Raw genomic sequence first — 21,078 nt, 5'->3', positions numbered from 1 at the left:
TCCCTACCCCTTTTTATTTATCTTGGTAATTCTCTTTCACTTTTAAAACATAGCGTCTGATGATGAAAATAGCTATTGCTACTATAATCGTCACAACAGATACTAGTTGCGCCGCTCGAAGTTCTCCGATGACATACAAGCTATCCGTACGCATGCCCTCTATAAAGAACCGTCCTGCAGAATACCAAATCAGATAGAACAAAAACATTTCGCCACGCTTCAAACTCACTTTACGTAACAGCAGGATGATAACCAATCCCACGATATTCCACATCGATTCATAAAGAAATGTTGGATGATAAGTTACACCTTCGATAGTCATCTGATTCATAATCCAGTCGGGTATGATTGTCGTTTCCAAAAATTTCGCAGAAACGGGTCCGCCATGCGCCTCTTGATTCATGAAATTTCCCCAGCGTCCAATAATTTGACCAATCAACAGCCCAGCAGCGGCAATATCAGTCGTCTTCCAGAATGAAATACCACGGCGCTTCGTATAGACATATGTCGTAATAAACGCACCAATCAGCGCGCCATGGATTGCAATTCCACCTTGCCAAATTTGAATAATTTGCCCCGGATGATCTTGATAATAATCCCATGTAAAAATAACGTAATAGATTCGCGCTGTTATTATAGATATCGGAACCGCCCAGATGAGTAAATCCGTTAGAAAATCTGGATGCATACCTCGTTTGACCATTTCTTTTTGAACGACGATGAACGCCAGTACAATACCAAGTGCGATTAAAATACCATACCAGCGTACTTCAATGGGACCTAGTGAAAATGCAATCGGGTTAATTGCTAATAAATCAAACATGTATCATTCTGTCCTTTCGTCATCAACCTGATTTGGATTGTCTAGAATTGCACTGTTTACTTTTTTCGCAAATTCCTCTGCCGCATTGACACCCAGTCTTTTCATTCGATAATCCATGGCTGCCACTTCGATAATAACAGATAGATTTCGGCCTGGACGTACGGGTACCGTTAGCTTTGTCAATTCAGAATCCATGATTTTCAACTTCTCCTCATCGATACCGAGTCGATCATAAATCTTATCGGGGTCCCAAATCTCCAAATCGATGACCATTAGGATTCGCTTGTCACTTCTTATTGCACTCGCACCGAACAGTGTCATCATATCCACAATGCCAACACCACGAATTTCAAGCATATGCTCCAGAAGTTTGGGTGGGTTACCAATCAGGACATTCTTCGCTACTTGTCTAATTTCCACAAGATCATCCGCTACAAGGCGATGTCCTCTCTTCACCAACTCAAGTGCTGTCTCACTTTTTCCTACACCACTCTTACCTGTGATCAAAACACCAATTCCATAAACATCGACGAGTACACCGTGGACTGCCTTCATCGGTGCAAGCCTGCCTCCAAGGAAATTCGTCAGCATGCCCGAAAATCTAGTTGTCGGAATATCCGTATATAAAACCGGGACACCATTAGCGGTCGCGGCTTCAATCAATTCGGCCGGTATTTCCATTTCATGCGCCACAATAATAGCTGGTGGTTTAGGTGAACAAAGCCTGTGCATCCGATCTAATCGTTCAGCATCTGTCAACTTCGCAAAAAACGACAATTCTGTTTTCCCAAGGAGTTGTACACGCTCGGAAAGATAAAAATTAAAATAACCTGCCATTTCTAGTCCTGGTCTTGAAATATCACTTGTATGTATGGGTTGATCAATGCCCACTTCTCCAGCACTCAACTCCAGAAATAATGCTTCCTGAACATCCCTTACCGTTACAAAAGACATGGTAATGCCCCCTTTTTCTATTTTTCAAACATCTATTTCCCATTTTACCATGCCATTTTGTAAATGAAAAAATTTAGCATCAAAGCCGTCCATTTCCCCCTCCCTTTTTCCTATATAGAGGATAAGGAGGGGATAAAATGATGAAAATCATGATTGATGCTGGCCACGGCCCAGAAACAGCAGGAAAACGGTCGCCAGACGGGCTACTACGAGAATTTAGCTTTAACAGCGCTGTGGCAAATCTCATTCAGCAATACCTTATGGAGGAAGGACTAACCGTCTACTTCGCTCATGACGAACAGAAAGATGTCTCGCTTGCCGAGCGGACAAGATATGCCAATAAGATGCAGGTCGAGGCGTTTATCTCCATCCATGCAAATGCCTACGGAACGAATTGGAATCTAGCAAATGGTATCGAGACATACGCTTACCTAACAGCTAGTCAAGAATCTCTGGCACTCGCTTCCCTTATTCAACGTTCACTCATAATGGCGTGCAACCGAACAGATCGAGGTGTAAAAAAAGCGGATTTTGCTGTTTTGCGTGAAACCAACATGCCTGCCGTTCTCATTGAATGTGGATTCATGACCCATCGGCAAGAAGCTGCATTATTATTACAGAAGGCCTATCGCAAGCAATGCGCGAAAGCGATCTCCTTTGCAATCACGGCATGGGCATACCGAGGGAAACTATAAATTGAAGTCTCAAGTGTAGACTAGACAATTGGGGCTTTATCTTGATCTAATCAGAACGACCCTATGGAATTACAAAAAAATGCCTTATCACCATTTCTAGTGCTAAGGCAGTCTTCAGGCATGTTTATTCTTCATGTTTTGCGTTATAACAAACTAGAACAGATCCTGTTTTCGCTTCACCAAAAATGTGAATTGGAGAAGAATTTCCTTCAACATCCTTTTTAAATCGAATCGTTCGTTGTAGCAATTGCTCCTGCTCAGCAGTACGATTGATGTCATCTAGTTGTAAATCTAGGCGACCCATATTAGAAGTAATTTCACCCGATAGGGCAACGCCGCTTGGAATATAAATTTCAACTGAGCCACTCATCGTTTTCGCTTCGATTTTCTCGGCTGCTGGATCTGTTGTTGTGACAACTACATGACCATTCAACGATTGCGCTTCTACATCTTTTACTGCGCCGTCGATATAGATACGGCCATTCAATGTTTCAGCTTCAATGCTGTTGCCCTTCACATTGTTTAATGCGATAGAGCCATTAGCTGTTTCAAATTCGCCGTCTTTAAACATCAATCCAGCAATCTCGATTTTCCCATTGGCTGTTTTAATACGTACTGTTTCAGCTATTGCATCTTTCATTTTGAATGAACCATTTAGTAAGCGGGCAGAGATTCTTGCATAGTCCTTTTTGGGAACAAATAATTCTACATTTACTTGGACCATTTTCAAATCACTTGAAATTCTTAGTTTACCTTCATCATTGACGAATAATAACTTATCCAAAAAATCTTCTTTCGCCTTTTCTTCCGAATCACCCGTATACGTCTTCACTGCAAACTCTGCACGAATTTCATCCACCTCATCATGGTGGATTGTCACTTTACCATTGTCGATGTCGATAATCACTTCATTAACACCTTCGGATGATTTTGTCAGTGCATGATTGAATGTAATCGAATTGCCAAAAGGTGAATCAAAGTCGAATGATTTCACTTTCTGGACAGCTGTTTGCATGAATTGCATAAAACGATCCCCTACATTAGAGAAATCTTTACGTAAATCATCCAGAAATTCATCTAGAGAAGGTTCGTTGTCTTCTTTTTTGTCAAACTCAAAGTCCTGTGTAGCGGATTGCTGTTGCTCTGTTTGTTGATGATCAGTTTGTTGTAGTTGTGGTTCCTTTTCTTCTTCTCTTTCCTCTTCGACGGGTTGTTGTTTGGATAGCGTCACTTCTTCAGTCACTTGCTCCGTCTCAACGGGCTTTGCTGTTTGCTTAGATTGTCCCAATGTTTCTAGAAGTGTTAGTGCTTCGTCTGTCGTGATCGTTCCGTTTTCTAGCATCGCTAAAATTCGTTGTCGTTCATTTTGCATCCTCGCGCCTCCTAGTAGTATCGTTATACGGATTGCTCCGTTTTGTTATCTATATATACGACTGGTATCCGAAAAGGTTTCAACTAACTTGATTCAACAACTTGATTCAGCAGGGAATACAACCTTCCTGCTGAATCAAGTTGAGCCTCCGGCGGATGTCACAAATTTTGAAGGGAGTTAAGAAGGCAGTCTAAGTTCGCGACGTCCTGATTATGTGCCTTAATTTCTGCAAAATGCACAGAAATACGGCAAATCGAACCCTTCGCAGTTCGATTCGCAACGACTGCATACCCGCATCCCGCGGGCACAATTCAAAATTTGGACGCAATTACGCCAAGGCGTAATTGATCAAGGTTCTCAGCCGCTTCAATTGTAGACGCCATTCTCTTGCGGTCCCTCTCAAGAATTGGTTTCAAATAATAACCTGTGTAAGACTTGTCACTATCTGCTACTTTTTCAGGTGTGCCCGTTGCAATAATTTGTCCGCCCTTATCTCCCCCTTCAGGTCCAAGGTCGATAATATGGTCAACGGTTTTAATGACGTCCAAATTATGTTCGATAACGAGAACTGTATTGCCCGTATCGACAAGTCGTTGCAAGACAATCAACAGCTTAGATATATCGTGGACATGCAAACCTGTTGTCGGTTCATCGAGAATATAAAATGATTTACCGTTCGAGCGTTTATGTAGCTCAGAGGCTAATTTCACACGCTGCGCTTCTCCTCCTGATAAAGTTGTGGCAGGTTGGCCCAATTGGATATAGCCAAGCCCGACATCCACGATCGTCTGCAGTTTCCGACTGATCTTCGGGATATTTTCAAAAAATACGAGTGCATCTTCGACCGTCATTCCTAACACTTCTGAAATATTTTTTCCTTTATAGTGCACTTCTAATGTTTCACGATTATAACGCTTGCCATGACAAACTTCGCAAGGTACATAGACATCAGGCAAGAAATGCATTTCAATTTTGATAATGCCATCGCCGCGGCACGCTTCACAACGTCCACCTTTGACGTTGAAGCTAAAACGTCCTTTTTTATAGCCCCGTACTTTTGCTTCATTAGTCGATGCATAGACATCACGTACATCGTCGAACATACCCGTATACGTTGCAGGATTCGATCTTGGCGTGCGTCCGATTGGCGATTGATCGATTTCAATCACCTTTTCTAGTTCTTCAATACCTGTGACAGACTTATAGTCGCCAGGCTTTTGTTTGGAACGGTTTAATTTCTGGGCCAGTACTTTGTAAAGGACTTCATTGATGAGCGTACTTTTCCCTGATCCCGATACCCCCGTGACGGCGATGAACTGCCCGAGTGGAATATCCACATTGACATTTTTTAAGTTGTTTTCCGAAGCACCTTTAATGGAGATTTTCCGACCGTCTGCTTTCCGTCGTTCCACGGGTAATGGAATATACTTCTTGCCGCTTAAATATTGACCTGTTAATGAATTTGGGTCATTCATCACCTTATCTGGTGTACCAGCCGACACGATTTGTCCACCTGCAACTCCAGCACCTGGTCCAATATCAATCAAATAATCAGCTGCCATCATCGTATCTTCATCATGCTCCACAACGATTAACGTATTGCCGATATCCCGCATACTTTTCAACGTACCGATGAGTCGATCATTATCGCGTTGATGCAAGCCAATCGATGGTTCATCTAAAATATAGAGGACGCCTGTTAACCGCGAGCCGATTTGCGTAGCAAGACGAATTCGTTGTGCTTCGCCGCCAGACAATGTGCCTGCTGCTCTCGATAATGTTAAATAGTCGAGTCCAACGTTAATGAGGAAACCAAGCCGTTCATCAATTTCACGTAAAATCAGCTTAGCAATTTGAGCATCTTTTTCGGACAACTGAAGGTTTTTGAAAAACTGATCCGCTTCAACAATCGATAATTCCGTGACCTTACCAATATGGACGCCGGACACTTTCACCGCGAGCGTTTCTTCCTTCAAACGATAACCCGCACATGTTGGACAAGGGCGTTGGGCCATATATTTTTCCATTTGTTCGCGAATATAATCCGAGGACGTTTCTTTATAACGACGTTCAACATTCGCAAGAACTCCTTCAAAATAAATATTGCTGTCCCGCGTACCACCAAATTCATTTGTGTAACGGAAGCGTATTTTTTCATCTTGCGAGCCCTTTAATAGCTTGTCCAAGTCATCCTCTGGCAATTCACTGACCGGTACATCCATCGAAATCCCAAAATGATCAGCAACTGTTTTTAATAGCTCGGGATAGTATTGAGAGCTAGTTGGCTCCCACGGCGCAATAGCGTGATCACGTAACGATTTGGACGAATCAGGGATGATTAAATCTGGATCGACTTCTTGCTTCGATCCCAAACCATCACAATCCTGACAAGCACCGAATGGACTATTAAATGAAAACATTCGCGGCTCCAATTCACCAATTGAAAATCCGCATAACGGGCAAGCATGATGTTCGCTAAATAACAGCTCTTCTCCGTCTATGACGTCGATGAGAACAGTGCCTTCTGCTAGACGTAACGCCGATTCAAGAGAATCACTTAAACGAGCTGCGATATCTTCTTTCATGACAATGCGGTCAATCACGACTTCGATATTGTGTTTTTTGTTTTTATTTAACTCGATATTATCATCTAGGTCGATGATTTCACCGTTTACTCGGATGCGCACATACCCTTGTTTTTTAATATCTTCAATTAATTTCACATGGGTTCCTTTGCGGCCAGACACGATAGGTGCCAGCACTTGGATACGGGAGCGTTCCGGCAATTGCAATAGACGGTCCACCATTTGTTGAATCGTCTGGGATGAAATCTCCGTGCCATGAATCGGACAAATCGGCTTCCCAATACGCGCATACAGCAGACGCAGATAATCATAAATTTCTGTGACAGTTCCTACTGTCGAGCGTGGGTTACGGCTAGTCGTTTTTTGATCGATGGAAATGGCCGGAGATAGCCCTTCAATAACATCGACATCTGGCTTGTCCATCTGACCTAAAAACTGGCGTGCGTATGCTGATAGTGATTCAACGTATCGACGTTGTCCCTCTGCATAAATGGTGTCAAATGCCAAAGAGGATTTTCCCGACCCCGATAAGCCTGTCATGACGACAAGTTGGTCACGTGGAATCGAAACATCAATATTTTTCAGATTATGTGCTCTGGCACCTTGTATGACGATTTCGTTGTTCTTCATAACCTTTCACCCCTCAACCTTCAGTTCCAAAATTGTATCTCTTAGTTCCGCAGCACGTTCGAAATCAAGCGCTTTTGCCGCTTCTTTCATCTCTTTTTCCAGCGAAGCAACAAGCGTTGTTTTCTCGTCCTTTGTCAGTTTCTTGCCTTTTGTGATCTTATCAAAATAAGAAACAACTTCCTCGGCTACTTGAGTTGCACGAATAACTTCGCGAATTTCTTTTTTAATCGTCGTTGGTGTAATACCATGCTTGTCATTGTAAGCCTTTTGAATCGCACGACGTCGATCCGTTTCATCGATTGCTTTTGTCATCGAGTCCGTCATTCGATCCGCATACATGATGACATGACCGTTCGAATTACGCGCCGCCCGGCCAATCGTTTGGATAAGCGCACGCTCAGATCGCAGGAAACCTTCCTTATCCGCGTCCAGAATCGTCACAAGTGACACTTCTGGGATATCGATTCCTTCCCTCAGCAAGTTAATCCCGACAAGGACATCGTATGTACCCATACGCAGCTCGCGAATGATTTCAATGCGTTCTAGTGTCTTGATTTCGGAATGAAGATATTGCACTTTGATACCGATTTCTTTCAAATAATCGGTTAAATCTTCCGACATCTTCTTCGTCAATGTTGTGATAAGAACACGCTCATTCTTCTTCGTTCGTTCATTTATTTCATCTATAAGATCATCAATTTGTCCTTCAATTGGGCGAACATCTATCGTCGGGTCAAGGAGTCCCGTCGGACGGATAATTTGCTCGATCATTTCAGGGGTATGCTCGATTTCATAAGGACCCGGGGTTGCAGAAACGTAAATCGCTTCTTTGACATGCCCCTCGAATTCTGCAAATGTCAGCGGCCGATTATCAAGCGCTGAAGGCAGACGAAAACCGTGTTCAACAAGAACATTTTTTCGTGCTTGGTCACCATTAAACATACCCCTTATTTGCGGTAACGACACATGACTTTCATCGACCACAATTAGAAAATCATCGGGGAAATAGTCAAGCAAGGTATACGGCGTGGCACCAGCTGGACGTAGTGTCAAATGACGTGAATAGTTTTCAATCCCTGAACAGAAGCCCATTTCGCGCATCATTTCAAGATCGTAGCGCGTTCGCTGTTCAAGGCGTTGCGCTTCCAATAGCTTGTCATTCCCGCGTAATTCCTTCAATCGTTCTTCCAGTTCGGCTTCAATATTATCAATAGCCTGTACCATTTTTTCTTCGCGTGTGACGAAGTGAGATGCCGGGAATATTGCGATATGATCACGTTCACCAAGAATTTCGCCTGTTAGTGCGTCCACTTCACGAATTCGGTCAATTTCATCACCAAAAAATTCAATGCGCATACAGTGTTCGTCGCGGGATGCTGGGAATATTTCCACTACATCGCCTCTGACACGGAAGGTCCCGCGGGTAAAGCTAATGTCATTTCGCTCATATTGAATATCGACAAATTTACGTAGCAAGTCGTTACGGCCAATTTCCATCCCTGTACGTAATGACACAACGAGTTCACGATATTCCTCCGGCGAACCGAGACCGTAAATACAAGAAACCGATGCTACAATTAGGACGTCATTGCGCTCGAATAACGCAGAGGTTGCGGAGTGCCTTAGTTTGTCAATTTCATCATTGATACTGGCATCTTTCTCGATAAACGTATCTGTATGAGGTACATACGCTTCTGGTTGATAATAATCGTAATAACTGACAAAGTATTCAACCGCATTGTCTGGAAAAAACTCTTTGAATTCACTATATAACTGACCTGCCAACGTTTTGTTATGGGCAATGACGAGGGTCGGTTTATTGATTTCCTTTACGACATTCGATACTGTGAATGTCTTCCCTGTTCCTGTCGCACCGAGTAGTGTCTGGTGCTTGTCGCCTCGGTCAAGTCCTTCCAATAATTTCGCGATCGCATACGGCTGATCGCCTTGTGGTGTATAAGGGGCTTGCAAGTTAAATTTTCGCACCATAATGGTCCCGGCCTCCCAATGAATAAATCAATTACGCCTTGGCGTAATTGCGTCCAGATTTTGAATTGAGCTTGAGGCCAGCACGGGGGAAGGATTGAACTACATCCTTCCTTGCTGGTCATGCAACCGTTGCCGCAGGACGCGGCGAACTTAGGTTGCCTTCTTAACTCCATTCAAAATCTGTGACATCCGCCGGAGGCTGTAACTTGATTCAGTTGAATCAAGTTACGTTTATTTTATCACATGTTATTGTTTTTCACGAATAAAAACGAACGTACGTTTTTTTAGGACAACTTTACATAAAAAAACGTTGCATGTATTGTTCCATGCAACGTCCTCAATTTTTAATTTACTTCTTCTAATTTTCTAAGGCTTTCTGAATGCATATGAAATGCCTGTGCGTCACGACAATCAAGAGACAGATCAATCAGTCCCATGAGTCGCTCCTTTGTTTGTTGACGGTGAATGTGGTTTAGGAATAGGTCCATGTAAATGTCATTCAACAGTTTTTCCGATTGGAGTGAAGAACTATTTTTCCCAACGGCTTTCAAAAACTCTGCATATGAATAATTATTTTCCATCTCGCTCACCCCGATGCCTTTTATTTATTATATCTACTTTTCGGGGTAAGTTGCAAGGATTTTGGGAATATTCTATTTTTATTTTTACGTATGAAGAAATCAACACAAAGAAGCCGCTCCAATATATCATTGGAACGGCTTCTTTCATTCAAATTCTTCCTTTTCACCTGTCAAATGGATGGTTGCTTCTGAAATAATTATAATGACTGCACCTATTAACAACGGTGTTGCGGCCATTCCATATAGAAACAATGCAGTAACCGTAACGACTGCCGCTTGAATCCATTGCACCGTTCGAACCATCTTCTTAATTGCTGCGGGTCGTGTGTCTTCCTGTTCAGGAAACAGCATATCCATTCGGAACTCGTCTCCTGCGCGTAACGCATGGATGAGCTGTACTGCCGAAGCAAATGCAAGTGCGCCAGAAAACACGAATATGACAATCGGAAATGGAATGAATAGCGCTCCAAGTGCAGACAACGCAGTTAGCCTTATCCATAACCAGAAAATATCATCCGTTCGGATGAATGTCCGCCTCACAAGATAAGATTGAGGCACCGTTTGTCCAAACTTCGGCGCATCGAATACTAATCCAATCCAGCCTCTTCTACTTACAGAGCCTTTCAAATGCGGGACATCCGTGAAATAGTTCGCAAAACGGTAAAAACGCATCATTCGATTTTGTTCAAGTTCGATAAAATGATCATAAGGGAACGGTTTTTCTTTCCTCTGTTTCGCCCAATGAAAGCTATACAGCCCTAGTAAGACAGCAATAACTGGGAGGAGCAGCATATTTCCAACAAGTCCGTTGAAAATGAGTAGACCTGCCAGCACAAATCGAATGGCACGGTCTGTCCAAACATTTCTTCCCTCACACGCATGCCGGAAATTATATTCAGTGACAACAAATACCCGCTTAACGAGTACCATGAGAATGGCAATACTTACAATTTCTGTCCTTGTACCTGTCCCCGTGGCAGCTAATAATGGCAAGGCGATAATATATAGTAGAAACGGTAAAGGCAACTGCGAGAAAAATGTCCAGCGTAATGATTGTTTAATATACATCCCGAGTTTATTTTCAAGAGGTAGAAAATAAACCGTATCCGCCGGCTTCAACAGTGTCACGGGTGCCGAAAAAACAAGCGCCGCTCCAAGCACAATTGCCGCCAGCAATGCCGCCGGGAATTCTGCAGGAACCTCCTTCAGCCATTCACTATACGCGTAGCCCCCTGCCCCAATTGTAAAAACGAGCACAATTGCCAAATGGCCTGTAAATACATATTTCAAATATTTTTGGAGTTCGGTTATATAGTGGACGAACCGAGACCCCCATATTTCACGTAAATTATTCATTGTCCGCTTCCTCTGTCATCGCGATATACAGATCATCTAAGGATGCACCCGGACGTCCAAATGCTTTTCTTAAATCGTCCATCGTACCTTCCGCTCGCACTCGTCCGTCGTGCAGCAAAATAATTCTGTCGCAATGTTTTTCTGCTGTTGACAAAACGTGAGTAGACATCAAAACCGAAGCGCCATTGTCTTTACGTTCAGTCATCTGCTCAAGAAGTGATTTAATACCGAGTGGATCAAGCCCCACAAACGGCTCATCAATAATATATAACGAAGGATTGACGAGGAACGCACACATAATCATTACTTTTTGCCGCATTCCCTTAGAAAAATGCGCTGGGAACCAGTTCAATCTCTTTTCCATCCGGAATTCAGTCAATAACATTTCCGAACGCGCCTCAAATATCTCTTTTTCAAGCCCATAAGCCATCGCTGTCAGCTCAAGATGTTCTCTCAAGGTCAACTCTTCATAAAGAATCGGCGTTTCAGGAATATAAGTGAACGCCTTGCGATAGGTTTCAGGATCTTCACTAAACGTCACCCCGTTGACGCGTATTTCGCCACTATGCGGATTCATCAGCCCAATAATATGTTTAATCGTCGTACTTTTTCCAGCCCCGTTTAGGCCAATCAACCCAACAAGCTCACCTTGTCCTATGTTAAATGATAAATCATGCAGGACGGGTTTACGTGTATAGCCGCCAGTTACATCTTTCATCTCAAGAATTGTCATATCCATCCCCCATTCATCTTTCATAAGTTTAACAAAAAACGGTTAAAAATGCTTTGCCTCACTTTTATACAATAAGATCAATCACGCCTCGGCGTGATTGCGTCCGGATTTTTTTCGAGCGAGCTCGAAAAGCTCCCCTAAAAATCCGTGACATCCGCGGGAAGACAGGATGTCAGTCATGCAACCGTTGCCAATCGAACTGCGAAGGGTTCGATTGGCCGTATTTCTGCGCTTTTTGCAGAAATTAAGGCACATATTCAGGAAGTGGCGCACTTAGGTTGCCTTCCTTTATCTTGAATCATCAGGGAACTTCTGATGATTCAAGATAAATTATGCTACACTTGTCTCATTAATGAAAGGAAGTGCCAAAATGACTGCATGTATTTTTTGTAAGATTATCGAAGGTACCATCCCAAGCATGAAAGTGTATGAGGACGAACACGTCTATGCCTTCATGGATATTATGCCTGCCACGAAAGGACACGTCTTACTCATTCCCAAAACACATTGTGAAAATATCTATGATATGACAGAACAACAAGCCTCTCAACTATTTACCGTTGCACCAAAAATTGCAAACGCTATCCAAGCTGAATTTAATCCAAAAGGAATGAATTTACTACAAAACAACGGTGCTTTTGCTGGACAAGCTGTGTTCCATTTCCATCTACACTTTATCCCTCGTTATGATGAAACAGATGGCTTCCAATTAGCCGTTAAAACAAATGATGAGGCCTATACCGCTGAACAAATTACTGCATTCGCTACGGGTATTCGTAGCCAACTATGAAATCTGCGGCACCCGCCGGCGACTCAATTTTATTCAATAGGGTTTTGAATAAAATTGTCTTGCTTAGTTTCTGAATAGAGTGTATGATTCATAGTAAGTTTTTCGCTGCCGATCATGAGGATACGTCAGGAGAAACGCATAATACTAGTTGAGCTGAGGAGAGATGAGAAATGAATACGAAAAATCTTGTGTTAATGGCGTTATTGGTCGCGGTAGGTGCTGCATTGTATGTAATCATTCCAGGGTATGGTGAAGGTATGAAGCCTGACTTCATGCTAACGATGATGTTTATCGGTATATTATTATTCCCGCAAACGAAGAATGTATTTTTACTTGCTGTCACAACTGGTGTCATATCCGGGCTGTTCTCTAGTTTCCCTGGTGGTTTCATCCCCAATATTGTCGACAAATTTGTCACGGCATTTGTCATTTATGCTCTTGTTATCGTATTTAAGAAGTTCACTAGCAACTTGATTGCTACGACAATTATGACTGGCATTGGAACTGTTCTATCAGGTGCTATTTTCTTATCGGTTGCATTGTTTATCCTTGGTGCAACAATCCCTGGTTTCGCATCACCAATGGCCGCTTTTACAGGATTGTTCACAATCGTTGTTGTTCCAGCAATCGCTATGAACTGTGTCGCATTTTTCATCATCTATCCAATCGTCAAAGGGCTAATGAAACGAACTTCATTTAAAACAGTCATGTCCAACTGACTATATATGCATAGCTTTCCGTCCACATACGGAAAGCTTTTTTATTTATAAGCGCTTTAATGATTTGTAAATTTCAGTTCTTAATTGCCCAGACCGCGCTTCCATGTTTTAATAATAATATGAGATAAATACTATTCACCAAGAAAGGAGTGCTACACAATGAAAGCATCTACATTTTTCCTCGGACTCGTAGCCGGCTCTGTTGCGGCCGCGGTTACAGTATTATATTCGACCCCTCAACCGGGAAATGAACTTCGGAAAACGATAAAAAACGCCTCAACCGATATGAAGGACAAAATCAAAGATGTCAAAGGCTGCGTTGATGATTTGAAAGATTCCATTTCAAATCTAACGCAAGAAGCAAAAGAAGCCATTCCGGTAGCTATCGAAGGCATTAAAGGCTCGGTTGAAAAATGGCAACAAGCGACCGAACCGAACAAGGAGCGAATGGAAAAAGAAATTGTAGCCATTCAAAAAGCGCTTGAAGAACTTGAACAGTCACTTGTTGCACAGCAGAAATGATTCACAAGGTTGTCCAAACGAACTTGGATAACCTTTTTTATTATGAAAATCCGCGACATCCGCCGAAGAATGAATTCAGAAAAAAGTTTTTCTGCAATTCTTACTTTTCTCTTCTTTGTTTTCCTGCTATAATAAAAGAAATAATAATATATATATAGAAAGTAGGTGTCTCCGTGTCAGATCAAAAGTTTTCTCCAAAGGATGCCATGATGTTCAGTCAACGCGTTGCACAAATGTCAAAAGCACTTTGGAAAGCGGTCGAGAAGGATTGGCAACATTGGATCAAACCCTATGACTTGAATATTAATGAGCATCACATTTTATGGATTTCTTACCACCTTCAAGCTGCAACTATTTCTGATATTGCTAAATTCGGAGTGATGCATGTCTCTACGGCATTTAATTTCTCGAAGAAACTAGAACAGCGTGGCTATTTAATCTTCTATAAAAAAGATGATGACAGACGTAATACATATGTTTCAGTAACAGCAGAAGGCGAAAAGCTGCTCCTTGAAATGAATGATAATTATTTTAATTCCAATCGTGATATTTTAGAAGGTTCACTGCCTATTAAGGAGCTTTACGGGAAATTCCCGGAATTTCTTGAAGTGATGTCTGTTATCCGCAATATATATGGAGAAGACTTCATGGAAATTTTTGAGCAGGGCTTTAAAAACCTTGAAAACTCATTTGATAGCCGTCAGGAATCGACCGTAACGGACGAACAAGTTGAAAGCATACATTCATTGCCGATTGCTGGTGAAAAATAATTTCATTTCAGCAGAACTTCTGCTATGATTACTTTGTTAAGCTGAAGGGGAGGAATGGACTTGATCCTTGTAATTACAATTCTGTTCTCATTATTTTATTTGTTCCAAATCAATAAGATGACATATGCGCTATGTGAATCACGGGAAATCCCCGAAGAGAAACAGCCGAAAATCTATAAAACGGTCAATATTCTCGTCACTATTTTAATTTTATCCTTTTATGTCGAAATCCTGTTGAATGTCTAAATCATAAAGAAAAGTCCATTGTCCCCAGCAAGGGGAAATGGACTTTTTACATTATTTAAGCTGCTAGGTTTAGTACAAGAAGGCTGCACCGACAATAATCAGTAAGATGAACAACACAACAATCAACGCGAAGCCCGAAGAACCTTGGTTATATCCGCTCATTTGAGCACCCCCTCTCTCTCTATACATCCTATGCGAAGTTTTGACGACGTTATGGGCAAATTATCCGGGGAACCTTTTTGTTTTCAAAGCGCTTATATGATATAGTGTTTACTGTTGCACATAAAAGTTAGGGGAGAAATTAAAATGAAAAAAACTGTATTAGCACTCACAATGGCGGCATTTGTTCTTGCACTTTCAGCATGTAGTGATAAAAATACCGCTGACGATGCAATCATTGCTACTTCTAAAATTGGGAATATCACACAAGCTGATCTATATGAAGAAATGAAAGATGCAATTGGTCAACAAGTTGTTCAAAACTTAATTCTCCAACAAACAATTGAAAACGAGTTTAAAATTACAGACAAAGAATTAAAAGAAGAAGTCGATAAGCAAAAAGAACAATTTGGAGACAGCTTCGAAATGTACCTGCTACAAAATAACATAACTGAAGATTACTTTGAAAAAAACGTGAAATCAAAAATGCTACAAGAAAGATTGATTGATTCCATAGAAATCTCTGACGAGGAAATCAATGCTACGATTGAAGATATGAAAAAAGAAGTTCATGCCCGCCATATTCTTGTTAAAGACAAAAAAACAGCTGAGGAAGTTCTTGCGAAGCTGAAAGAAGGTGGAGATTTTACAGCATTAGCAAAAGAATATTCCACTGAGCCAGCTGCAAAAGAATCAGGCGGCGACCTTGGTTGGTTCGGTGTTGGTAAAATGGTTCCTGAATTCGAAGCAGCTGCTTTCGCTTTGAAAAAAGGTGAAATTAGTGAACCTGTTCAAACAATGCACGGTTTCCACATCATCGAATTGATGGATACGCGCAAGGTAGAACTTGAAAAGACTGACGAAGAACTAAAGGCTGAAGCAAAAAACAAATTAACAGGTATTAAATTTGAAGAAAAAATTGTCAGCCTACTAAAAGATGCTGATATCAAAATTAAAAATGATGATTTCAAAAATGTACTTGAAGCTTACTTACCAGCTGAAGCTGACAAAAAATAATTCCAAAAAAGCTGTCCCTATGAAAACAATGGGGACAGCTTTTCTTTATTCAAAAGATGGTTTGAAAAATGAACGATTATCCAATGGAAAGATTCGCTCGGTAAATTCACCTGGCGCTGTTTTTCCTAGCGCACGATCTAGCATATTCATCTTGGCATCGATGTTGTCAATGTAATGAAGAATTTCCGCCTCTTTCAGCATCGGTCGTTTCGGGCTTCCCCATTCTTCCTTGCCATGGTGAGATAATACCATATGCTGTAGGAGCATCACTTCTTCACCAACGATTTCAAGTTCGTCTGCTGCTTTCGATATTTCATTGACCATAATGGTAATATGACCAAGAAGATTGCCTTCAATCGTATATTGCGTTGCAATCGGCCCCGACAGTTCAATGACCTTTCCAACATCATGTAAAATGATGCCCGAATACAGGAGATCCTTATTAAGTGATGGATATAAGTCTGCCAGCGCTTTTCCTAGTTTCAGCATCGACACGACATGGTCAATGAGCCCAGACACATAATCGTGATGATTTTTTGTCGCTGCTGGGTATGTCATGAAAGCCGCCTGATGCTTTTTTAATAAATGGCGGGTAATTCGTTGAATATGGGGATTTTGCATTTCAAAAAAATACTGCATTAACTCCTCATACAGCACTTCCTTACTTTTGGCTGATGAAGGAACGAGGTCAGCAATCGATATTCCTTCATCCTCTTTAACCGGACGGATGCTTTTAATGCGCAACTGATTTTTCCCTCGGTATTCATGTAATTCTCCGCCCACTTTGACAATGGTAGCAGCGGCATATGTTTTGGCTAGCTCTTCTGTCGTGTCCCACAGTTTCGCTTCAATATCACTGCTTTTATCCTGTAAAATCAGTGTCATAAATGGACTACCTTGCGTTGTAACTCCTTTGGTAGACTGCTTAATGAGTAGATAAATATCTAGTGGCTCGCCCACTTTATAATCCGTCAATTTCTTCATCGTGTAATCGCCCCCTGTTCGCTTCCTATATCGGAAACGTTTAGTATTGTTGCATCCTGCCATTGTTCAGTCATCACTTTATGGCACGTGAAGTAAATAAACTGATGATGCTGTTGTAACTGATTTAGTAATTCAATCATACGCGAAAGTCGCTGTCCGTCAAAGTGGACGAATGGATCATCCATAATCATTGGAAATGGTGCTGTCCCAAGTATCGATGCAGCGAGCGCCAACCGTAGTGCAATATAAGCCTGTTCTTTAGTCGCTTGACTGAGCTCACCAATCGGATAGCGCTTGCCATCGATGGCCAACACCTCAAAACGACCAGACTCCGTCACAATAAGTGATTCATAACGACCACCTGTTAATTCACGGAATAGCCCTTCCGCTACTTCAAGTACTTCAGGTAGTTTCTTCTCTTTCAAATCCGTCATCGTACGTCTAATTGCTTCAGCAATCACTTTGCTTTCCGACCAGCGTTTCGCAAGTTCGGCAAGTTCGCCCTTCTTCATTTCGAACAGTTGTAGTTTGCGTCCATAGGTTTCATCCGTCAGCAAATGATTCGTTTTATGAATAAGGGTAGCTTGCTCATTCAATAACGTCTTGAGCTGTTCGTCGACCACCAACTTTGTAGTTTGGTTGTCAGTCACCTTAGCTACTAAATCTTCCTCGGTGATGCCCTCTGGTACTTCCATAGCTCCATGTGCAGATAATTGCAACTGTGTATCAGTCAACTGTTCCGTCAAACGACCAACTTCCTGATGTACACGATCCGCCACGTAAAATGCTTCTTCCGTTTCCACTCCTGCTTCAGCCAATAATTGCTGTAACCTGTCTTGTAGCGTATCGGCTAGCTCAGCGGACTCCTTCAATGCTTGTTCCTTGTGCTGTATGCTCATAGTCAATGACTTGAGCATTTCAGTCTCTTCTTTTAACTGTATAAATTCCCTTCTAAGCATCTCATACATCGCTTCTTGTGGCACGCTTTTTTGCAGAACTTTTTCAATTTCTGTTACCCGAATAGCGATACTTTTTTGGGCGATTTGCTGTTGGTTATTCATTTCCTCTATATCTCTCGTCACTTCCTGGAATTGGCGTATGAAACGCAACAATTCTGGAATGATTGCAGGTGATGGCAACCTATCAAAACCGTACGCTTGTAACAATTGAACAAGCTGTGATTCTACTTGCCGTCTATTGTCATGAAAGATATCAAGCTCCGCTAAAAGCGCAAGATGCTTCCGTTCAAAACTTGCATAAGCTTGTTGTAGCCCTTCTTTTTCCCGTTTAGTGCTCGCTATACGCTCCACAAGTTGCTCCATCTGCTGTTCTTGACCATCATACAAAGCGATGAATCGTTCCATCTCCCGCATTTTAGTTGGTTCATTAGATTGTGAATCCTTTTGCTTCCAAAAGAATGCACCAGCTACGCCAATGACAGCACCAATTACAACAACAAACCAATGTTGTTGGATAAAACCAATGAGGATGCACACGACAGCAAGTAGTAATAGAATTGCCGGCACAGCGATTGTACTCTTTTCTGCCTGACGCCCTCCAAATGCCATATATGCTTTCGCTTCGGCAAGCTGTTGGCGAATCTGAGGCCATCGTTGTGCGCGCTCCAATTCCTCTTGCGAAGGGTCGGCTTGTTGCAGTGTAGCCAGTTTTGTTTCAATATCGAGTAAATCATTATCAAGTTGAACAAGCTGGCGTTCCGAATAACCAATTTGCTGGTCACTTTCAGCAAGTTGCCCTAACAAAAGATGCATCTCTTCTTCCTTCTGCATCGACAAGTCGGCCCGCAGCAGACGCTGCTCCGCCAGTTGTCCTTGAACACCAAGACGCCCGATTAAATAACTTCTTTCGCTCGTTAAACGCCTAAGTTCATCTGCCGCTGCTGTCTCTGCCAGACACCAACCATGCCACTCCGCCTCTTTTGCCAATAAAACCTCGCTATCCGTTAAACGATCAGCAGGCTGTTGTTGTGGCATTTTTATAGCCAATGCCGTCAGTTCTTCGGTCAATCTCTGTGTCGTTGCAGTTGCTTCCGTCCATTTATCTACTAATGCCTCGTAACGCCTAATACCATCCACTGGAAATGATGATGCATTTAATTGCGTAAGCTTAGCTTCAAGAGCTATTTTTTTCTGATGAAGAGGGAGAAGCTGGCGTACAATCGATAACTGCTGGGCATCTTGCTGAAGCGTCTTTTGCCGAGCGTATAATTTAGTCAGACGTGCATCGATTTCTTGTAGTTGCTGAATAGCTGGTGCATACTCTGCCACTTTTCCTTGCGCCTCTTTCAGCTCCAGTTCCAGTTCGCGAAGTTCAAGCATCTTGACGTTTATCTCTGGAATTTTTCCGGACTTCTTAAACAACTCGCCCATCTCTTTTTCCATTCTCTTTTCAAGCTGTATCAGCGAATCAACACCTGTTGTCCCCGAAGCCAAAAGCGTACGGCTAAGCTCTTCCTCATCCATCTTGTCAAAGCCTTGCAACTGCAATAGAGAAAACGAAAAAATGGATTCAAATGATGTCCGGTCGTAGTGGCGCAGAAGCATGCTCAGTTCCTGTTCTCCGCCTGTTGTTCCATCCTCAAAATGGACCGTGACATCGCCCGCTGATTTTCCGCGAACACGTTCAATCATACATTTGCCGTATTTTTTATCCACAACATGCACTTGCCCACCATACTTGCCACCTGATTTTGGCTCATAGCGTAGCAAGGCACTATTTTTGGGTGGGAAGCCAAAAAGGATATGTAAGATGAATTGCTGAATAGTCGTTTTTCCGGCTTCATTCAAGCCGTATAACACCGTAATACCCGTGCCAAAATCGACGGTGACATTGTCATGCTTGCCAAATCCATAAATGATTAGCTTATCAATTTTCACTTTATCACCTCACTCCATTTCTGCCGCTAATAATGCAATTGCCCCAGCTTTGACCTCATAAAGTTCATCTGCCGTTAAAATATCCAAATACTTTACACCTTGCGTATGCTGATACAGCTCTTTTAAAACATCCTTCCATTCGTCCTCCTGCCAGCCTTCAATCATGCCGATGACCGATTGACCTAGTGCTCCTGAAGTTGCTAAAAGATTAGCTGGCCTTGCAAATGACAGCTTCTGTACCCAAACAAAAGGCTCGCTGTCTCCAATCACATCGCGTAATACATCCAACCACTCTTGCTCTGTCGATTGGCTAAATAACTCTGCAGTCCCCGCATCAACATCTATCATCGACAACTCGACAATTCCTGCTCCATGCTGTGATGTGAAAGACTCAAGCACTTCTCGACAAGCCGCCAGCCATTCATTGGCATGACGCATTCCTTTACAAGACACATCCATACGTTCAAAAACAATTGCAGATGCGGAAATGAATTGCAGTGACGCACCCGTTTTCGATAACTCTACTTCGTAAAACCCTTTCACGCCCCGCTCATTGCGATGCCGCCCTTGTAAATTCCCCGGATAAACAATCGGAGGTTGTTCATGCAAATGCTGTCTCAGATGGATATGGCCGAGTGCCCAATAATCATAATGTTTAGCCAGTAGTTCACTTTTCGTAAACGGTGCATACACCGCATGCGTGTCATCCCCAGCCAAACTGCCGTGTAGCATGCCGATATGGAACGCATCCTGATTCTGCGCGATTGGATACGCATCAACCATTCGCTCACGAATATGTCGTTCTTTATAGCTAAAGCCATAAATTGAAACAGCTTGTCCATTGACATTACACTGTACTTCTTCTACCTGATCGTTAAATACGTGTACATTTGGTGGTAACGCAAAGCGCGTCCATTTCCCAGCCAGATGATCATGATTGCCATGGGAAATAAACACCGAAATGCCCGCCTCATTCAACTTTTCCATACCTTCATGGAATTTCATTTGCGCACGTAAACTTCGATCCTCACCGTCATAAATATCCCCAGCAATTAGCACGAAATCTGGTTTTGTATTGATTGCGTGGTCAATCAGGTTAGTGAACGCCACAAACGTACTGTCACGTAAGTGGTTCAACCGCTCCATTGGTAGCCCCGTCATGCCTTTAAATGGACTATCCAAATGCAAATCTGCCGTGTGAATAAATCGAATCGTCGACAACTCAAATCCCTCCTTCTACAAACGAATACTTGTTC

19 protein-coding genes are annotated in these 21,078 nt (G+C 42.3%); 7 read left to right on the top strand and 12 right to left on the bottom strand.

Going from position 1 to position 21,078, the window contains the following annotated elements:
- Positions 1-13 precede the first annotated feature (13 nt).
- Positions 14-823, bottom strand: coding sequence for a prolipoprotein diacylglyceryl transferase (gene lgt, locus R2B72_RS11635; protein WP_318616737.1), 810 nt, complete (start codon positions 821-823; stop codon positions 14-16).
- A 3-nt stretch (positions 824-826) separates the two neighbouring features.
- On the bottom strand, positions 827-1,777 hold the full coding sequence (hprK, locus tag R2B72_RS11630; RefSeq protein WP_318616736.1) for an HPr(Ser) kinase/phosphatase: 951 nt from the start codon (positions 1,775-1,777) through the stop codon (positions 827-829).
- A gap of 137 nt (positions 1,778-1,914) precedes the next feature.
- Here hprK and R2B72_RS11625 point away from each other — a divergent pair, with 137 nt between their 5' ends.
- Positions 1,915-2,472 (top strand): N-acetylmuramoyl-L-alanine amidase, encoded by a 558-nt coding sequence (locus R2B72_RS11625; protein WP_318616735.1) that lies wholly within the window; start codon positions 1,915-1,917, stop codon positions 2,470-2,472.
- Between the two features lie 124 nt (positions 2,473-2,596).
- Here the strand turns inward: R2B72_RS11625 and R2B72_RS11620 are convergent, their stop codons facing one another.
- The 6 genes from R2B72_RS11620 to R2B72_RS11595 all read right to left on the bottom strand — a co-directional run bounded on the left by R2B72_RS11620 (position 2,597) and on the right by R2B72_RS11595 (position 11,718).
- Positions 2,597-3,844 carry a DUF4097 family beta strand repeat-containing protein gene (locus tag R2B72_RS11620; protein WP_318616734.1) on the bottom strand — a complete coding sequence of 416 codons (1,248 nt, stop codon included), beginning with the start codon at positions 3,842-3,844 and terminating at the stop codon, positions 2,597-2,599.
- Between the two features lie 311 nt (positions 3,845-4,155).
- Entirely contained in the window at positions 4,156-7,059 is a 2,904-nt protein-coding gene (uvrA, locus tag R2B72_RS11615) for an excinuclease ABC subunit UvrA (RefSeq protein WP_318616733.1), read from the bottom strand.
- 6 nt (positions 7,060-7,065) lie between these two features.
- Positions 7,066-9,048 (bottom strand): excinuclease ABC subunit UvrB, encoded by a 1,983-nt coding sequence (gene uvrB / locus R2B72_RS11610; protein WP_318616732.1) that lies wholly within the window; start codon positions 9,046-9,048, stop codon positions 7,066-7,068.
- Positions 9,049-9,392: 344 nt separating this feature from the next.
- Positions 9,393-9,629 carry an IDEAL domain-containing protein gene (locus R2B72_RS11605; RefSeq protein WP_318616731.1) on the bottom strand — a complete coding sequence of 79 codons (237 nt, stop codon included), beginning with the start codon at positions 9,627-9,629 and terminating at the stop codon, positions 9,393-9,395.
- A 144-nt stretch (positions 9,630-9,773) separates the two neighbouring features.
- Positions 9,774-10,985 carry an ABC transporter permease gene (locus R2B72_RS11600; protein WP_318616730.1) on the bottom strand — a complete coding sequence of 404 codons (1,212 nt, stop codon included), beginning with the start codon at positions 10,983-10,985 and terminating at the stop codon, positions 9,774-9,776.
- Entirely contained in the window at positions 10,978-11,718 is a 741-nt protein-coding gene (locus R2B72_RS11595) for an ABC transporter ATP-binding protein (protein ID WP_318616729.1), read from the bottom strand. Before R2B72_RS11595 ends, R2B72_RS11600 begins: the two co-directional genes overlap by 8 nt.
- Before the next feature lie 370 nt (positions 11,719-12,088).
- On the opposite strand from R2B72_RS11595, the gene R2B72_RS11590 reads away from it, so the two are divergent.
- From R2B72_RS11590 to R2B72_RS11570, 5 genes are all read left to right on the top strand, one after another.
- The gene (locus tag R2B72_RS11590) at positions 12,089-12,508 is read left to right on the top strand and encodes an HIT family protein (protein WP_318616728.1); all 420 of its coding nucleotides are present in this window, start codon (positions 12,089-12,091) and stop codon (positions 12,506-12,508) included.
- Positions 12,509-12,678: 170 nt separating this feature from the next.
- A complete protein-coding gene (locus R2B72_RS11585) occupies positions 12,679-13,227 on the top strand; it encodes a tryptophan transporter (protein ID WP_318616727.1) in 549 nt (182 codons plus the stop codon).
- 159 nt (positions 13,228-13,386) lie between these two features.
- Positions 13,387-13,749 carry a YtxH domain-containing protein gene (locus R2B72_RS11580; protein WP_318616726.1) on the top strand — a complete coding sequence of 121 codons (363 nt, stop codon included), beginning with the start codon at positions 13,387-13,389 and terminating at the stop codon, positions 13,747-13,749.
- A gap of 206 nt (positions 13,750-13,955) precedes the next feature.
- Positions 13,956-14,519, top strand: a complete 564-nt coding sequence (locus R2B72_RS11575) for an HTH-type transcriptional regulator Hpr (protein WP_412177833.1) — start codon at positions 13,956-13,958, stop codon at positions 14,517-14,519.
- Positions 14,520-14,573: 54 nt separating this feature from the next.
- On the top strand, positions 14,574-14,765 hold the full coding sequence (locus tag R2B72_RS11570) for a hypothetical protein (protein ID WP_404830757.1): 192 nt from the start codon (positions 14,574-14,576) through the stop codon (positions 14,763-14,765).
- Positions 14,766-14,834: 69 nt separating this feature from the next.
- Here R2B72_RS11570 and R2B72_RS11565 read toward each other — a convergent pair whose 3' ends face one another.
- The gene (locus R2B72_RS11565) at positions 14,835-14,927 is read right to left on the bottom strand and encodes a YjcZ family sporulation protein (protein WP_192598653.1); all 93 of its coding nucleotides are present in this window, start codon (positions 14,925-14,927) and stop codon (positions 14,835-14,837) included.
- Positions 14,928-15,071: 144 nt separating this feature from the next.
- On the opposite strand from R2B72_RS11565, the gene R2B72_RS11560 reads away from it, so the two are divergent.
- On the top strand, positions 15,072-15,941 hold the full coding sequence (locus R2B72_RS11560; RefSeq protein WP_318616724.1) for a peptidylprolyl isomerase: 870 nt from the start codon (positions 15,072-15,074) through the stop codon (positions 15,939-15,941).
- A 45-nt stretch (positions 15,942-15,986) separates the two neighbouring features.
- On the opposite strand, the gene yhaM is transcribed toward R2B72_RS11560, so the two are convergent.
- From yhaM to R2B72_RS11545, 3 genes are read right to left on the bottom strand one after another with little or no spacing between them, the layout of a single operon-like run.
- The gene (gene yhaM, locus R2B72_RS11555; RefSeq protein WP_318616723.1) at positions 15,987-16,925 is read right to left on the bottom strand and encodes a 3'-5' exoribonuclease YhaM; all 939 of its coding nucleotides are present in this window, start codon (positions 16,923-16,925) and stop codon (positions 15,987-15,989) included.
- A complete protein-coding gene (locus R2B72_RS11550; RefSeq protein ID WP_318616721.1) occupies positions 16,922-19,822 on the bottom strand; it encodes an ATP-binding protein in 2,901 nt (966 codons plus the stop codon). The genes yhaM and R2B72_RS11550 overlap by 4 nt, the downstream gene beginning before the upstream one ends.
- Positions 19,823-19,831: 9 nt before the next feature.
- Positions 19,832-21,043: a DNA repair exonuclease gene (locus R2B72_RS11545; RefSeq protein WP_318616720.1), complete on the bottom strand. Its 1,212-nt coding sequence runs from the start codon at positions 21,041-21,043 to the stop codon at positions 19,832-19,834.
- Positions 21,044-21,078: the final 35 nt, after the last annotated feature.

Origin of the sequence: Sporosarcina sp. YIM B06819 (assembly GCF_033485175.1) — a bacterium.
In the GTDB taxonomy this organism is placed as follows: Bacteria; Bacillota; Bacilli; order Bacillales_A; family Planococcaceae; genus Sporosarcina.
Note: the sequence above shows the minus strand (reverse complement) of the source record. Positions and strands in the feature narration are given on the sequence as shown.

Excerpts from the sequence above, each read along its gene's own strand:
- lgt (WP_318616737.1), bottom strand. The coding sequence starts at position 823 with ATGTTTGATTTATTAGCAATTAACCCGATTGCATTTTCACTAGGTCCC.
- hprK (WP_318616736.1), bottom strand. The coding sequence starts at position 1,777 with ATGTCTTTTGTAACGGTAAGGGATGTTCAGGAAGCATTATTTCTGGAG.
- R2B72_RS11625 (WP_318616735.1), top strand. The coding sequence starts at position 1,915 with ATGATGAAAATCATGATTGATGCTGGCCACGGCCCAGAAACAGCAGGA.
- R2B72_RS11620 (WP_318616734.1), bottom strand. The coding sequence starts at position 3,844 with ATGCAAAATGAACGACAACGAATTTTAGCGATGCTAGAAAACGGAACG.
- uvrA (WP_318616733.1), bottom strand. The coding sequence starts at position 7,059 with ATGAAGAACAACGAAATCGTCATACAAGGTGCCAGAGCACATAATCTG.
- uvrB (WP_318616732.1), bottom strand. The coding sequence starts at position 9,048 with ATGGTGCGAAAATTTAACTTGCAAGCCCCTTATACACCACAAGGCGAT.
- R2B72_RS11605 (WP_318616731.1), bottom strand. The coding sequence starts at position 9,629 with ATGGAAAATAATTATTCATATGCAGAGTTTTTGAAAGCCGTTGGGAAA.
- R2B72_RS11600 (WP_318616730.1), bottom strand. The coding sequence starts at position 10,985 with ATGAATAATTTACGTGAAATATGGGGGTCTCGGTTCGTCCACTATATA.
- R2B72_RS11595 (WP_318616729.1), bottom strand. The coding sequence starts at position 11,718 with ATGACAATTCTTGAGATGAAAGATGTAACTGGCGGCTATACACGTAAA.
- R2B72_RS11590 (WP_318616728.1), top strand. The coding sequence starts at position 12,089 with ATGACTGCATGTATTTTTTGTAAGATTATCGAAGGTACCATCCCAAGC.
- R2B72_RS11585 (WP_318616727.1), top strand. The coding sequence starts at position 12,679 with ATGAATACGAAAAATCTTGTGTTAATGGCGTTATTGGTCGCGGTAGGT.
- R2B72_RS11580 (WP_318616726.1), top strand. The coding sequence starts at position 13,387 with ATGAAAGCATCTACATTTTTCCTCGGACTCGTAGCCGGCTCTGTTGCG.
- R2B72_RS11575 (WP_412177833.1), top strand. The coding sequence starts at position 13,956 with ATGATGTTCAGTCAACGCGTTGCACAAATGTCAAAAGCACTTTGGAAA.
- R2B72_RS11570 (WP_404830757.1), top strand. The coding sequence starts at position 14,574 with ATGGACTTGATCCTTGTAATTACAATTCTGTTCTCATTATTTTATTTG.
- R2B72_RS11565 (WP_192598653.1), bottom strand. The coding sequence starts at position 14,927 with ATGAGCGGATATAACCAAGGTTCTTCGGGCTTCGCGTTGATTGTTGTG.
- R2B72_RS11560 (WP_318616724.1), top strand. The coding sequence starts at position 15,072 with ATGAAAAAAACTGTATTAGCACTCACAATGGCGGCATTTGTTCTTGCA.
- yhaM (WP_318616723.1), bottom strand. The coding sequence starts at position 16,925 with ATGAAGAAATTGACGGATTATAAAGTGGGCGAGCCACTAGATATTTAT.